The organism is Aeromonas sp. R1-2, from assembly GCF_040908505.1.
GTDB lineage: Bacteria > Pseudomonadota > Gammaproteobacteria > Enterobacterales > Aeromonadaceae > Aeromonas > Aeromonas veronii.
In genome coordinates, this window is record NZ_JBFODU010000032.1 from 88,525 (window position 1) to 102,846 (window position 14,322).

Consider the following 14,322-nt stretch of genomic DNA (forward strand, 5'->3'; position numbering starts at 1 on the left):
GTTTCTTTTGCTAAAACAACGAATTATTACTGCTTTGATGTTGATCCCCCTGGTGTTGGGGGCGCTCTTCTTTCTGCCATTGAAATTTTTTGCCCTGTTGGCTGCGCTGGTGTTTTTGTTGGCCAGTCGTGAATGGAGTGGGTTTGTCTCTGCTGCTCCGCAGCAATGGTTACCCATCGTATTTTGTCTGTTGCTCGGTGCCAGCCTCTTTTGGTTGCCGGTGGAGCAACTCTGGACGCCCCACCTGCACCCCCTGGTGATGGGCGTGCTCTGGACTGCGGTAAGCTGGTGGCTGCTGGGTCTGCTGCTGGTGTTGCGTTATCCCCAAAGCGCCAAGCTGTGGAAAGAGTCTATCTGGCTCAAGTCGCTGTTTGGTCTGGTGACCCTGGTTCCCTTCTTCTGGTCGCTGGTCGCCATCCGTGGTTACAACTTTTACCATGACCCCATGATGGGGGCCTGGATCCTGTTGTTCGTGATGGGACTGGTCTGGGCGGCAGATTCTGGCGCGTATTTTTTCGGCAAGGCGTTCGGCAAACACAAGCTTGCCCCCGCCGTCAGTCCGGGCAAAACCATCGAAGGGATGTGTGGCGGCCTCTTTACCGCCAGCCTGCTGGCCATCGGTGTCACCTGGTCGATGGGATTTGTTCCTGCCAAGATGATCACCGTGCTGTTTTGCTCTCTGCTGGCGGTGCTTGCCTCCGTACTCGGTGATCTGACCGAGAGCATGTTCAAGCGCGAAGCGGGCATCAAGGACTCCGGCACCCTGCTGCCGGGTCATGGCGGCATTCTCGACCGGATCGACAGCCTGACCGCCGCCCTGCCGGTGTTTCTGCTCAGTTATCTGCTACTCAGTCAGGAGTTTTGATGCACAAGTCACTGGTTATTCTGGGGGCCTCCGGCTCCATCGGTCAGAGTACCTTGAAAGTGCTGCGCCATAACCCGGGCAGTTGGCAAGTGTTGGCGTTGACCGCCGCCCGCAACGTGGATGCCATGTTGCGGGACTGCCTCGAATTCTCCCCCCGTTTTGCCGTGATGGTCGATGAGGATGCCGCCCGCGAACTGGCTGCCCGTCTGAAAGCGCACGGCAGTGCGACCCGGGTCATGTCTGGTGCAGCAGCCCTTTGCGAGGTTGCCGCTCACCCCGACGCCCATAGCGTGATGGCCGCCATTGTCGGTGCGGCCGGTCTGGCCCCGACCATGGCCGCGGTGCGTGCCGGCAAGCGTATTTTGCTGGCCAACAAGGAGGCGCTGGTGATGTCCGGTGCTCTCTTCATGGAGGCCGTGCGCGAACATGGCGCCGAGCTGCTGCCCATCGACAGCGAACACAACGCCATCTTCCAGTGTCTGCCGACTGCCGTGCAGCGCCAGCCCGGTTTTTGCGATCTGGCTGCGGCGGGGATCAGCAAGATTTTGCTGACCGGCTCTGGCGGCCCGTTCCGTTACACCGAGATCAGCGAGCTGGCGAAGGTGACGCCGGCGCAGGCCATCGCTCATCCCAACTGGTCTATGGGGGCCAAGATTTCGGTCGACTCCGCCACCATGATCAACAAGGGGCTGGAGTACATCGAGGCGCGCTGGCTGTTCAATGCGGCGCCCGAGCAGATCCAGGTGGTGATCCACCCGCAGTCGGTGATCCACTCCATGGTGCAGTACAAGGATGGCTCCGTGCTGGCTCAGCTTGGCAATCCGGATATGTGTACCCCCATCGCCCATGCGCTGGCTTATCCCAATCGCATCCCCTCCAGTGTGGAACCTTTGGATTTCTTCAGTGTCGGAGAGTTCAGCTTTATCCGGCCTGATTACGAACGCTACCCCTGTCTGGCGCTGGCCATCAATGCCTGCCAGAAGGGACAAGCGGCGACTACTGCGCTTAATGCAGCCAACGAGGAGGCGGTTGCCGCCTTCCTGGCCGGGCGCATCGGTTTTATGGATATTGCCCGGATCAACGAGGCAGTGATGCTGGCGCTGGAGAGCAGCGCAGTCGGCTCTCTCGATGATCTGTTTGCCCTGGACGGTGCGGCAAGAGCCCGTGCTCACACTTTGATTGAGGAGCTTGGCTGATGGGCGGTGTGTTGTGGAATATCGGTGCCTTTGTTGTTGCGCTGGGCCTGCTGGTCGCGGTGCACGAGTTTGGTCACTTCTGGGTGGCCCGTCGTTGTGGCGTCAAGGTTGAGCGCTTCTCCATCGGTTTTGGCAAGGCGATCTGGCGCAGGATGGGTAAAGATGGCACCGAATATGTGCTGGCGCTGATCCCCCTCGGTGGTTACGTCAAGATGCTCGATGGCCGGGTCGATGAGCTCAAACCCGGTGACGAGCAGTACGCCTTCAACCACAAGAGTGTCTGGGCGCGAATGGCGATTGTCGCCGCGGGTCCCATGGCCAACTTCGTGTTTGCCCTGTTTGCCCTCTGGCTGATGTTTATCATCGGGGTGCCGAGCGTCAAGCCGGTGATCGGTGAAGTGCGTCCGGCATCCATCGTAGCCGAGGCGGGTGTGCTGCCGGGGATGGAGATTGTCGGGGTCGGCGATGAGCAGACCGGTGACTGGGAGAGCGTCACTTACGCCCTTATCAGCCATCTGGGTGACGATGCTGTGACTCTCAAGGTGCAGGCACCCAATACCAGCTATACCACCGATAAAACCTTGTCGCTGACCGGCTGGACCTTCGATCCGGATAAAGAGTCGCCCATCGGCAGCTTGGGAATTGTCCCCCTGAGTGGCAAAGTGCTGCCCGTCGTGGCTGCAGTGGTGGCCAAGAGTGCCAGTGAAAAGGCGGGGCTACAGGTCGGTGACCGTATCAAACAGGTCGGCGATCAGCCTATTACCGCGTGGGCCCAGTTTGTCGAGCTGGTGCAGCAGGCTCCGGGCGAACCCCTACAAGTGGTGGTTGAGCGCAACAACAGTGATCTCAACGTGACCCTGACCCCGGATAGCCGCAAGGTGCAGGGCAAGCTGGTAGGATTCGTCGGTCTCTCGCCGCAACTGGTTCCATTACCGGATGAATATCGAATTCTGTTACAGTATGGGCCTTTGCAGGCGCTGTGGCATGGCGCGGACAAGACCTGGAGCCTGATCACGCTCACCTTTGACATGATTGGCAAGTTGATCGGTGGCATCGTGTCGCTGGACAACCTGAGCGGCCCCATCTCCATTGCCAAGGGCGCCGGCAGCAGTGCCGACTATGGTCTGGTCTATTTCTTGAGTTTTCTGGCGCTGATCAGCGTCAACCTGGGGATTATCAATCTGTTCCCCCTGCCGGTGCTCGATGGTGGCCATCTGGTCTATTTCCTGATCGAAGCGGTCACCGGCAAGCCGGTATCAGAGAAAATACAGGAAGTGGGTTTCAGGATCGGCGCCGCCATTCTGATGTTATTGATGGGCATTGCGCTGTTTAACGATTTCGCTCGCCTCTGAGGCCAGAGCATCAACAAGGACACATAAGAACAAAATGGCTGTTAAAAAAGCATTGGTGTTGAGTTGCCTGCTGGGTGCCAGTTTCCTGGCCCAGGCGGCCCCTGCCTCTTTTGTGGTGCAAGATATCCAGGTCGAAGGTCTGCAACGGGTGACCCTGGGTGCCGCACTGTTGAACCTGCCGATCCGGGTCGGTGATACCGTCGACTCCGTGGCTCTGGCCAGCGCCATCAAAAAGCTCTATGCCTCGGGTAACTTCGAGGATGTGAAGGTTTACCGTGACGGCCAGGTGCTGCAGGTGATGGTCAAGGAGCGTCCGACCATCTCCAGCATCGAGTTTGCCGGCAACAAGGATATCAAAGAGGAGCAACTGACCCAGAGTCTGGAGTCCTCCGGTATCCGTGTGGGCGATCCGCTGGATCGCACCGTACTCACTTCCCTCGAGAAGGGACTGGAAGATTTCTACTATGGCGTGGGTAAATACTCCGCCAAGGTCAAGGCCATCGTCACCCCGTTGCCGCGCAACCGGGTCGACCTCAAGTTTACCTTCGTGGAAGGGGAAGCGGCCAAGATCCAGCAGATCAACATCGTCGGCAACAGCGTCTTCCCTGAAGAGAAGCTGATTGCTCAGCTCTCCCTGCGCGACGAAGTGCCCTGGTGGAACTTTACCGCCGACCAGCGCTATCAGAAGCAGAAACTGGCCGGTGATATCGAGACCCTGCGCTCCTACTACATGGACCGCGGCTATATCCGCTTCCAGCAGGAGTCTACCCAGGTCTCCATGACCCCCGACAAGAAGGGCGTCTACGTCACCCTCAACATCAAGGAAGGGGATCAGTACAAGGTCTCCGGTGTCCAGCTCAAGGGTGACCTGATCGATCGCGGTGGCGAGATGAAGGGATTGATCCCGATCGCCATCGGCAGCACCTACTCCGCCAGCCAGGTGACTCATACCGAAGAGGTGCTCTCCAAGTTCCTCGGCCGTTACGGCTACGCCTATCCGAAAGTGGTCACCTTCCCGCAGATCAATGACAAGACCAAGGAAGTCGAGCTGATCGTCAACGTTGAGCCGGGCCCCCGTGTCTATGTGCGTAACATCAACTTCAGCGGTAACGCCACCACCGAAGACCAGGTGCTGCGTCGCGAGATGCGCCAGATGGAAGGCACCTGGCTCTCCTCCGACAACATCGAGCAGTCCAAGAGCCGTCTCAACCGCCTTGGCTACTTTGAGAGCGTCGAAGTGGACACCAAACGGGTGCCGGGCAACGATGACCTGGTTGACCTCGACTTCAAGGTCAAGGAGCAGCCAGCAGGCTCCATCAACGCAGGTATCGGTTACGGTACCGAATCGGGTCTGAGCCTGCAGGCGGGGATCTCCCAGGACAACTTTATGGGTACCGGTAAAAAGGTCTCCATCAACGCCAGCACCAACGACTACTCCAAGAACGTTGACCTGAGCTACAACGACCCCTACTTCACCGTGGATGGTGTCAGCCTGGGTGGTCGGGTCTACTACAACCAGTTCCGCGCCGATGATGCCGATATCGTTGATTACGAGAATGAAACCATCGGTTTCCGTCTCTCCAGCGGCTTCCCGGTCAACGAGTTCAACCGTCTCGACTTCAGTACCGGTATCGAGAGCACCAAGCTGAGCCGTCCGTCTTTTAATGCCCAGAATTATGCGCAGTGTTTGAAGGAAAATGAGAATAATACTGACTATTGCTGGAACCAGTGGAACGATAATCGCCAGTCGGTGCAGATGGATCAGTTCTGGAATATCTACTCACAGGATGGCGCCAACCTTGACTTCGTGACCGTCGATCTGACCGCTGGCTGGACCCGCTCCACCCTGAACAAGGGGATGTTCCCGACCGCCGGTGAGCGTCAGCGTGTCAACGCCAAGGTGACTGTGCCGGGCATGGAGCTGCAGTACTACAAGCTCTCTGCCGAAGATGCCCATTATTTCCCGCTCGATGCGGATCATAGCTGGGTGATGATCGGCAAGGGGCGTATCTCCTACGGTAATGGCTATGGTGATGATCCCATGCTGCCGTTCTTCGAGAACTACTATGCCGGTGGTTTCGATACGGTTCGGGGCTTCAAGAGCAATACCATTGGTCCTAAGGCGATCTACAAGGTCTATAACAAGCCAAGTGTTGCTGGGCAAAGTCCGACCTGTCAGACAAATGCTGACGGTTCTTGCTTGTACGAAGGTTCCGATACCTCTGTAGGGGGGAATGCCTTAGCCGTTGCGTCATTTGAATTGGTCTTCCCGACCCCGTTCGTCTCCGAGACTTATCGTCCGCAGATCCGTACCACCGCATTTGTCGATGCAGGTACTGTCTGGAGCACTGATTTTGCCAACGGGGCATATCCTTGTGCCGCCAGTTCTAATTGCAATTACTTGAGCCAGGACTACTCCAGCCCGGGCAATATCCGGGTCTCTGCCGGTGTCTCCCTGCAGTGGCTCTCGCCGATGGGTCCGCTGGTGTTCGCCCTGGCCAAGCCGATCAAGAAATACGAAGGGGATCGTACCGAGTTCTTCTCCTTCAACATCGGTCGTACTTTCTAAGCAGAGTTTCGCCCCCACCCATGCGGTGGGGGTCTTCAATGATGGGACGCGCGGTATGCGTGCCTCACCAGGTAACAAGACGGTCCTAACGCCGCTTGCATAATCGGGTAAATCAGGTAGCCCTCGCCATGAGGGAACAAGGAGTAAGTGTGAATAAAGCGTTGAAAGTAGCTGGTTTGAGCTTTGCACTGATGGCTGCCGGCATGGGTTCTGCCTTCGCTGAGACCAAGATCGCCGTGGTTGATATGGGCGAAGTCTTCCAAAAGCTGCCCCAGCGTGAAGCCGTTGCAGCCAAGCTGAAAGGTGAATTCGAGCCGCGCATGCGTGAGCTGCAGAAGTTGGAACAGGAAGGCCAGAAGCTGGTCGAGAAGTTCCGCAAGGATGAGGCCTTCATGAGCGCCGAGCAGAAGAAGCAGAACCAGGAGAAGCTGGCCAAGCTGCAGATGGAGTTCAACCAGAAGCGTCAAGCCTTTGAGCAGGACAACGGCCGCCGTCAGTCCGAAGAGCGCAACAAGATCCTGACCAAGGTGCAGGCAGCCATCGATTCCATCGCCAAGAGCAATGGTTACGATCTGGTGCTGGAGCGCAATGCCGCCCCGTATGCTGCCAGCAAGCTGGACATCTCCGGCCAGGTTATTTCTCAGGTAAGCAAGAGCAACTAATTGATGGCATTCACTCTCGCACAGCTGGCCCAGCAACTGGGGGCCCAGGTCCATGGCGACGGAACCCTGGAAATCCGCAAGGTAGCGACACTGGAAAAGGCCGGGGAGGGGGATATCACCTTCCTGTCCAACAAAAAGTACCGGCACTATCTGGAGCAGAGCAAGGCGACCGCCGTGCTCATTACAGAAGCGGATCTGCCATTTTGTCCCACCAATGCCCTGGTGCTCAAAGACCCCTATGTGGGCTTTGCCCGGGTAGCCCAACTGCTGGACACCACCCCGCAGCCGGCCACGGATATCCATCCGAGCGCCGTTATCGCGGCTGACGTGCAACTGGGCGAGAGAGTGGCCATCGGCGCCAATGCAGTGATCGAATCCGGCGTCGTGCTGGGTGACGATGTACGCATTGGCCCGGGCTGTTTTATTGGCAAAAATACCCGGCTGGGAGCACGCTCCCGGCTGTGGGCCAACGTCACCCTCTATCACAATGTGACCATGGGTACCGACTGTCTGGTTCAATCCGGCACAGTGATCGGCGCCGATGGTTTCGGTTATGCCAACGAGCGTGGCGAGTGGATCAAGATCCCCCAGCTCGGCGGTGTGACCATTGGCAACCGGGTCGAGATCGGTGCCTGTACCACCATTGACCGCGGTGCGCTGGAAGATACCCGCATCGCTGACAACGTCATCATCGACAACCAGTGCCAGATCGCCCACAACGTGGAGATCGGTTACGGCACCGCCGTGGCGGGCTCTACCGTGATGGCTGGTAGTCTCAAGGTCGGCAAATACTGTATCATTGGCGGCGCTTCCGTCTTTAACGGGCATATGGAGATCTGCGACCAGGCCACCGTTACCGGTATGGCCATGGTGATGCGACCCATTACCGAGCCCGGTGTCTACTCTTCCGGCATCCCTCTGCAAACCAATAAAGAGTGGCGCAAGACCGCCGCCCGGGTGATGCGTATTGAAGAGATGCACAAGCGGTTAAGCAAGCTTGAGAAGAAGCTGGATCAAGAATAATCACGATTGGTATAGGGTACTGTTTTGACTACTGAAAAGAAGAGCCTGGGTATCCAGGAAATCATGGATCTGCTGCCCCACCGTTATCCGTTTCTGATGGTGGATCGTGTAGACGACTACGAGATCAGCGATGAGCGCAAAACCCTGCGTGCCATCAAGAACGTCTCGTTCAACGAGCCGATCTTCCAGGGGCACTTCCCGGCCAAGCCGGTGTTCCCGGGCGTACTGATCCTGGAAGCGATGGCACAGGCCACCGGTATCCTGGCCTTTACCATGGTGGGCAAGCCGTCTCCCAACGAACTCTATTATTTTGCCTCAATCGACAACGCTCGCTTCAAGCGCCCGGTCGGCCCCGGTGACCAACTGGTGCTGGACGTGGAGTTCCTGAAAGAGCGTCGCGGTATTGCCAAGTTCACCGGTGTCGCCACCGTCGACGGTGAAGTGGTCTGTACCGCCGAGCTGATGTGCGCCAAACGCGAGGTTTAACACACGTGATCGACCAGACTGCCATCATTCACGATACTGCCATCGTCCATGAGTCTGCCGTGATCGGTAAAGGGGTTGAAATCGGCCCCTTTTCTGTCATCGGCGCCGAGGTGGAAATCGGTGACAACACCTGGGTAGGTTCCCATGTGGTGATCAAGGGCCCGACCAAGATTGGTCGCGGCAACAAGATCTTCCAGCACACCTCCATCGGTGAGGATTGCCAGGACAAGAAGTACGCCGGTGAGCGCACCTTCCTCGAAATTGGCGACAACAACGTCATTCGCGAGAACTGCACCTTCCACCGCGGCACCATTCAGGATCAGAGCCTGACCAAGGTGGGCAGCGGTAACCTGTTCATGGTCAACGTTCATGTTGCCCACGATTGCATCATCGGTGACAACTGCATCTTCGCCAACAACGCGACCCTGGCGGGCCACGTGGTGATCGGTGACTTCGTGATCTTTGGTGGTCTCTCCGCCATTCACCAGTTCGGCCGCGTCGGTTCCCACGCCTTCGTCGGTGGCTGCGCCGCCCTGAACAAGGATGTGCCGCCTTACGTGATGGCTGCCGGCAACTATGCCAAGCCGTTCGGGGTCAACTCCGAAGGTCTGCGTCGCCGCGGTTTCAGCGCCGAGGCCATCTCTGCCGTCAAGCGTGCCTACAAAGAGATCTTCCGTTCCGGCAAGACCATCGAAGAGGTGCTGCCTGTGCTGATCGAGATGGCGCAAGCCGAACCGGCCGTCCAGCTCTATGTGGACTTCCTCAAAGATAACGAGCGCGGGATCATCCGTGCCTGATCCGGTTCGTATCGGTATCGTCGCCGGAGAGGTCTCCGGCGACATTCTGGCTGCCGGTCTGGTGCGCGAGCTGCAAGCCCGCTACCCGGATGCGCAGTTTGAAGGGATCGCCGGGCCGCGGATGCAGGCCCTCGGCGTCAAGGCGCTGTTCGAGATGGAAGAGCTCTCCGTCATGGGGATCACCGAGGTGCTGGGCCGTCTGCCGCGCATCCTCAAGGTCCGTCGCGAACTGTTGCGCCACTTTATTGCCAATCCGCCCGATATCTTCATCGGCGTGGATGCACCGGACTTCAATATCGGAGTGGAGCTGAAACTGCGCCGCGCCGGTATCAAGACGGTTCACTATGTCAGCCCCTCTGTGTGGGCCTGGCGCCAGAACCGCATTCACAAGATCAAGGCTGCCACCGACATGGTGCTCGCCTTCCTGCCGTTCGAGAAAGCCTTCTACGACCGCTTCGACGCCCCTTGCCGTTTTGTCGGTCACACCATGGCGGACGATATTCCGTTGGTGCCGGATCAGGCTGCCGTGCGTCGCAATCTCGGTATCGATGCCAATCGCCGCTGGCTGGCAGTGCTGCCGGGCAGCCGCACCGCAGAAGTGGGCTTTATGTCCCCCCTGTTTCTCGAAGCGTGCAAACACCTGATGGTGCGCTATCCGGATCTCGGCTTCATCGTGCCGCTGGTCAACCAGAAACGGCGCGAGCAGTTTATGGCCATCAAGGCTGAGGTAGCGCCGGGTCTCGACATGGTGCTGCTGGAAGGGCAGGGCCGCGAGGCGATGATCGCCGCTGACGTGGTGATGCTGGCCTCTGGCACCGCGGCGCTCGAAGCCATGCTGGTGAAAAAGCCGATGGTGGTGGGCTACAAGCTCAAGCCCTTCAGCTATTGGCTGGCCCAGCGACTGGTAAAGACCGAATTTGTCTCTCTGCCCAACCTGCTTGCCGGTCGCATGCTGGTGCCGGAACTCATCCAGCACGAGTGCACCGCGGAGAATCTGGTGGAAGAGGTGAGCAAGTACTTCGAGCACGACAACAGTGCGCTGGTCAACACCTTCACCGAGCTGCACCAGCTGATCCGCTGCAATGCCGACTCGCAGGCCGCCGATGCGGTGGCGGATCTGCTCGGCAGATAACGCTATTTCGGACCGTCGATTGCGCCGCGCAGCCCGTTAATCCGTTTTCGAGCGGTAATGCCGCGCCAGTCGACCCCTGTCAGGCCCCACGGGGCCTGTTTTGATTCAAGGCTACAAGATGATGATCGATATTCCTGACGACAAGCTGGTTGCCGGTGTGGACGAAGTGGGCCGTGGCCCCCTGGTGGGTGACGTGGTCACCGCTGCGGTCATTCTCGATCCCGCCAATCCCATTGTCGGACTGGCTGACTCCAAGAAGCTCTCCGAGAAGAAGCGGCTGGCGCTGTTTGACGAGATCAAAGAGAAAGCGCTCGCCTGGGCCATCGGTCGTGCCACTCCGGAGGAGATCGACGAGCTCAACATCCTGCATGCCACCATGCTGGCGATGCAGCGCGCCGTGGCGGGATTGAAGGTCACCCCCGAGCTGGTCTTTATCGATGGCAACCGTTGCCCGGCATTGCCGATGGAAGCGCGTGCCGTGGTCAAGGGCGATAGCCTGGTGGCCGCCATCAGCGCCGCCTCTATCCTCGCCAAGGTGACCCGCGACGGCGAGATGACCGAGCTGGACAGCCGTCATCCTGAATATGGTTTTGCCCGTCACAAGGGTTATCCGACTGCGGAGCACCTCGCCATTCTGGCCGAGCGTGGCCCGTTGCCAGAATATCGCAAGAGCTTCAAACCGGTGCGCCGCGCACTGGGGATCGAGTAGACCATGCCATTTAGTTTGAGCAGCGAGAGGAGATGACGATGGCTGAACCCCGTTTTATCCACCTGCGAGTCCACTCCGACTTCTCCATGGTCGATGGCCTGCAGAAGATCAACCCCATCGTCGGGGCGGCGGCGGCCAACAACATGCCGGCGCTGGCGCTGACCGATCAGATGAACATGTGCGGTCTAGTGCGCTTCTATGGTGCCGCCCACGGCAAGGGGATCAAGCCTATCGTCGGTGCCGACTTCTGGGTGCAGAGCGATGAGCTCGGCGACGAGCAGTTCCGTCTCACCCTGCTCGCCATGGATAACGACGGCTACCAGAACATCACCTTGCTTATTTCCCGCGGTTACCAGCGCGGCCACGTGCAGGGGCGGCCGGTTATCGACAAGAGCTGGCTCGCCGAGCATGCCAAGGGCGTGATCGTCCTCTCTGGCGGGCGCGAGGGGGATGTGGGCAAGTTCCTGCTCAAGGGCAACCGGCAGATGACCGAGCAGTGTGTCGCCTTCTATCAGACCCACTTCCCCGATGCCTACTACCTCGAACTGCTGCGCACCGGTCGACCCGACGAAGAGGTCTATCTGCACATGGCGGTGGCCATTGCCACCGAGTTCGAGCTGCCGGTGGTCGCCACCAACGAGGTGGTGTTCCTCAACGCCGATGACTTCGACGCCCACGAGATCCGGGTTGCCATCCACGATGGCTATACCCTGATGGACAAACGCCGTCCCCGTCGCTACAGCCCCCAGCAGTACCTGCGCAGTCAGGAGGAGATGGCCGAGCTGTTTGCCGACATTCCCGAAGCGCTGGAAAACACGGTGGAGATCGCCAAGCGCTGCAACGTGACGGTGCGTCTTGGCGAGTACTTCCTGCCCAACTTCCCGACCGGCGACATGACTACCGAAGATTTTCTGGTGGCCAAGTCGAAAGAGGGTCTGGAGGAGCGTCTCGAGTTCTTGTTCCCGGATCCGCAAGTGCGGGCCGAGCGTCGTCCCGAGTATGACGAGCGTCTCGACATCGAGCTGAAAGTGATCAACCAGATGGGCTTCCCGGGTTACTTCCTCATCGTGATGGAGTTTATCCAGTGGTCCAAGGACAACGGCATTCCCGTTGGCCCGGGCCGGGGCTCGGGGGCGGGTTCTCTGGTGGCCTACGCCCTCAAGATCACTGACCTCGACCCGCTGGAATTTGACCTGCTGTTCGAACGTTTCCTGAACCCCGAGCGGGTATCCATGCCCGACTTCGACGTCGACTTCTGCATGGACCGACGCGACGAGGTGATCGAGCACGTCTCCGACATGTATGGCCGGGATGCGGTCTCCCAGATCATCACCTTCGGCAGCATGGCGGCCAAGGCAGTAGTGCGGGACGTGGGCCGGGTGCTGGGCCACGCTTACGGCTTTGTGGATCGTATCTCCAAGCTGATCCCGCCGGATCCGGGCATGACGCTCGCCAAGGCATTCGAGGCCGAGCCCAAGCTGCCCGAGCTCTACGAGCAGGATGAGGAGGTCAAAGACCTCATCGACATGGCTCGCCGCCTGGAAGGGGTGGTGCGCAACGCTGGTAAACACGCCGGTGGCGTGGTGATCGCACCCACCAAGATCACCGACTTTGCGCCGCTCTACTGCGATGACGAAGGCCATCACCCGGTCACCCAGTTCGACAAGAACGACGTGGAGTACGCCGGTCTGGTGAAGTTCGACTTCCTGGGTCTGCGAACGCTCACCATCATCGACTGGGCGCTCGGCATGATAAACCCGCGTCTTGCCAAAGAGGGCAAGCCACCGGTGGACATTGCCGCCATCCCCATCGATGACAAGAAGTCGTTCGACCTGCTGCAGCGCTACGAGACCACAGCGGTATTCCAGCTGGAATCCCGCGGCATGAAGGATCTCATCAAGCGGCTGCGCCCCGACTGCTTCGAAGATATGATCGCACTGGTGGCCCTGTTCCGACCGGGCCCGCTCCAGTCTGGCATGGTGGATAACTTCATCGACCGCAAGCACGGTAATGAAGCGATCTCCTATCCGGACGAGAAGTGGCAGCACGAGAGCCTGAAACCGATTCTGGAGCCCACCTACGGCATCATCCTCTATCAGGAGCAGGTGATGCAGATTGCCCAGACCCTGGCGGGTTATACCCTGGGTGGCGCGGATATGCTGCGTCGGGCGATGGGTAAGAAAAAGCCCGAGGAGATGGCCAAGCAGCGGGCCGGTTTCGAGGAGGGTGCCGTCAAGAATGGCGTCGACGGCGAACTGGCGATGAAGATCTTCGATCTGGTGGAGAAGTTTGCGGGCTACGGCTTCAACAAATCCCACTCCGCCGCCTATGCGCTGGTCTCCTACCAGACCCTCTGGCTCAAGACCCACTTCCCGGCCGAGTTCATGGCGGCGGTCATGACCGCCGATATGGACAACACCGACAAGATCGTGACCCTGGTGGATGAGTGTCAGCGGATGGGGCTGACCGTGATCCCGCCGGATGTGAACACCGGCCGCTATCGCTTCTCGGTCAACGAAGATGGCCATATCGTCTACGGGATCGGGGCGGTGAAAGGGGTCGGTGAAGGCCCCATCGATGCGATCTTGAGCGCCCGGGATCAGGACGGCCCGTTCCGCGATCTGTTCGACTTCTGCAACCGGGTCGACATCAAGAAGCTCAACAAGCGGGTGATGGAGAAGCTGATCCTCTCCGGCGCCATGGATCGGCTCGGCCCCCACCGTGCCGCCCTGATGGCGACCCTGGAGGAGGCGATGCGTGCCGCCGAGCAGCACGCCAAGGCGCAGGCGGTGGGGCAGGTCGACATGTTCGGCGTGCTCACCGAAGAGATTGACGACGTCAAGAAGGCGTTTGCCAACGTGCCGCACTGGCCTGACAAGGTGTGGCTGGAAGGAGAGCGCGAGACCCTCGGGCTCTATCTCACCGGCCACCCCATCAACCAGTACAGCAGCGAATTGCGTCGTTATACCTCGGGTCGCCTGTGCGATCTGCATCCCACCTCCCGCGATACCGTGACCACGGCGGCGGGGCTGGTGATTGCGGCCCGCAGCATGGTGACCAAGCGTGGCAACAAGATGGGGATCTTCACCCTGGACGACCGTTCCGGTCGCCTCGATGTGACCCTGTTCAGTGAAGCGCTGGAAAAATATGAAGAATTGATGCAAAAAGACCGCATTTTGGTGGTTTCTGGACAGGTCAGCTTTGATGACTTCTCTGGTGGCCTTAAAATGTCGGCTCGAGAATTACTGGATATCAACGATGCGAGGGAGCGTTTTGCCAGAGCAATCCGCATCTCCCTCAATGAACAGCGGATTGATGATCGCTTTTTCCCGCGTTTGTGCGAGATTTTGGAGCCCGCCCGTGCCGGAGTCTGTCCGGTTCAGGTAAACTATCGTCGCCCCGGCTCCCGGGTGCGATTGACGCTCGGTACCGAGTGGCGGGTGACGCCCACCGATCAACTGATAGATGACTTGCGAGTCCTGCTTGGACGAGAGCGGGTTGAATTGGTTTTTGATTAGAGGTTCTAAGGCC

General features: G+C 59.0%; 11 protein-coding genes. All 11 read left to right on the plus strand.

The genetic code is table 11. From position 1 onward, the window contains the following. Positions 1-7: 7 nt before the first annotated feature. The 11 genes from AB5Y76_RS13070 (at position 8) to dnaE (ending at position 14,309) form a co-directional block, all read left to right on the plus strand. On the plus strand, positions 8-865 hold the full coding sequence (locus AB5Y76_RS13070) for a phosphatidate cytidylyltransferase (RefSeq protein WP_026034918.1): 858 nt from the start codon (positions 8-10) through the stop codon (positions 863-865). Beyond that, a complete protein-coding gene (ispC, locus tag AB5Y76_RS13075) occupies positions 865-2,061 on the plus strand; it encodes a 1-deoxy-D-xylulose-5-phosphate reductoisomerase (protein ID WP_263717464.1) in 1,197 nt (398 codons plus the stop codon). Before AB5Y76_RS13070 ends, ispC begins: the two co-directional genes overlap by 1 nt. After that, positions 2,061-3,413: a sigma E protease regulator RseP gene (gene rseP, locus AB5Y76_RS13080; protein ID WP_263717465.1), complete on the plus strand. Its 1,353-nt coding sequence runs from the start codon at positions 2,061-2,063 to the stop codon at positions 3,411-3,413. Before ispC ends, rseP begins: the two co-directional genes overlap by 1 nt. Before the next feature lie 34 nt (positions 3,414-3,447). Next, positions 3,448-5,982, plus strand: coding sequence for an outer membrane protein assembly factor BamA (gene bamA, locus AB5Y76_RS13085; RefSeq protein ID WP_263717466.1), 2,535 nt, complete (start codon positions 3,448-3,450; stop codon positions 5,980-5,982). A 149-nt stretch (positions 5,983-6,131) separates the two neighbouring features. Then, the gene (locus tag AB5Y76_RS13090; protein ID WP_005338563.1) at positions 6,132-6,644 is read left to right on the plus strand and encodes an OmpH family outer membrane protein; all 513 of its coding nucleotides are present in this window, start codon (positions 6,132-6,134) and stop codon (positions 6,642-6,644) included. A gap of 3 nt (positions 6,645-6,647) precedes the next feature. Next, a complete protein-coding gene (gene lpxD, locus AB5Y76_RS13095; RefSeq protein ID WP_088869967.1) occupies positions 6,648-7,667 on the plus strand; it encodes a UDP-3-O-(3-hydroxymyristoyl)glucosamine N-acyltransferase in 1,020 nt (339 codons plus the stop codon). Positions 7,668-7,691: 24 nt separating this feature from the next. Next, on the plus strand, positions 7,692-8,153 hold the full coding sequence (gene fabZ, locus AB5Y76_RS13100; RefSeq protein ID WP_005338559.1) for a 3-hydroxyacyl-ACP dehydratase FabZ: 462 nt from the start codon (positions 7,692-7,694) through the stop codon (positions 8,151-8,153). Positions 8,154-8,158: 5 nt separating this feature from the next. Next, positions 8,159-8,950 carry an acyl-ACP--UDP-N-acetylglucosamine O-acyltransferase gene (gene lpxA / locus AB5Y76_RS13105; protein WP_005338557.1) on the plus strand — a complete coding sequence of 264 codons (792 nt, stop codon included), beginning with the start codon at positions 8,159-8,161 and terminating at the stop codon, positions 8,948-8,950. Further along, positions 8,943-10,082 (plus strand): lipid-A-disaccharide synthase, encoded by a 1,140-nt coding sequence (gene lpxB / locus AB5Y76_RS13110; RefSeq protein WP_263717467.1) that lies wholly within the window; start codon positions 8,943-8,945, stop codon positions 10,080-10,082. The genes lpxA and lpxB overlap by 8 nt, the downstream gene beginning before the upstream one ends. Positions 10,083-10,200: 118 nt before the next feature. Next, positions 10,201-10,791, plus strand: a complete 591-nt coding sequence (rnhB, locus tag AB5Y76_RS13115; RefSeq protein WP_120414974.1) for a ribonuclease HII — start codon at positions 10,201-10,203, stop codon at positions 10,789-10,791. A 38-nt stretch (positions 10,792-10,829) separates the two neighbouring features. Further along, complete coding sequence (gene dnaE / locus AB5Y76_RS13120; RefSeq protein ID WP_263717468.1) at positions 10,830-14,309, plus strand: DNA polymerase III subunit alpha; 3,480 nt, start codon at positions 10,830-10,832, stop codon at positions 14,307-14,309. Positions 14,310-14,322 lie beyond the last annotated feature (13 nt).

What these genes read in the sequence shown, in the direction of transcription:
- ispC (WP_263717464.1), top strand. Translation starts at nt 865, where the DNA reads ATGCACAAGTCACTGGTTATTCTGGGGGCCTCCGGCTCCATCGGTCAG.
- rseP (WP_263717465.1), top strand. Translation starts at nt 2,061, where the DNA reads ATGGGCGGTGTGTTGTGGAATATCGGTGCCTTTGTTGTTGCGCTGGGC.
- bamA (WP_263717466.1), top strand. Translation starts at nt 3,448, where the DNA reads ATGGCTGTTAAAAAAGCATTGGTGTTGAGTTGCCTGCTGGGTGCCAGT.
- lpxD (WP_088869967.1), top strand. Translation starts at nt 6,648, where the DNA reads ATGGCATTCACTCTCGCACAGCTGGCCCAGCAACTGGGGGCCCAGGTC.
- rnhB (WP_120414974.1), top strand. Translation starts at nt 10,201, where the DNA reads ATGATGATCGATATTCCTGACGACAAGCTGGTTGCCGGTGTGGACGAA.
- dnaE (WP_263717468.1), top strand. Translation starts at nt 10,830, where the DNA reads ATGGCTGAACCCCGTTTTATCCACCTGCGAGTCCACTCCGACTTCTCC.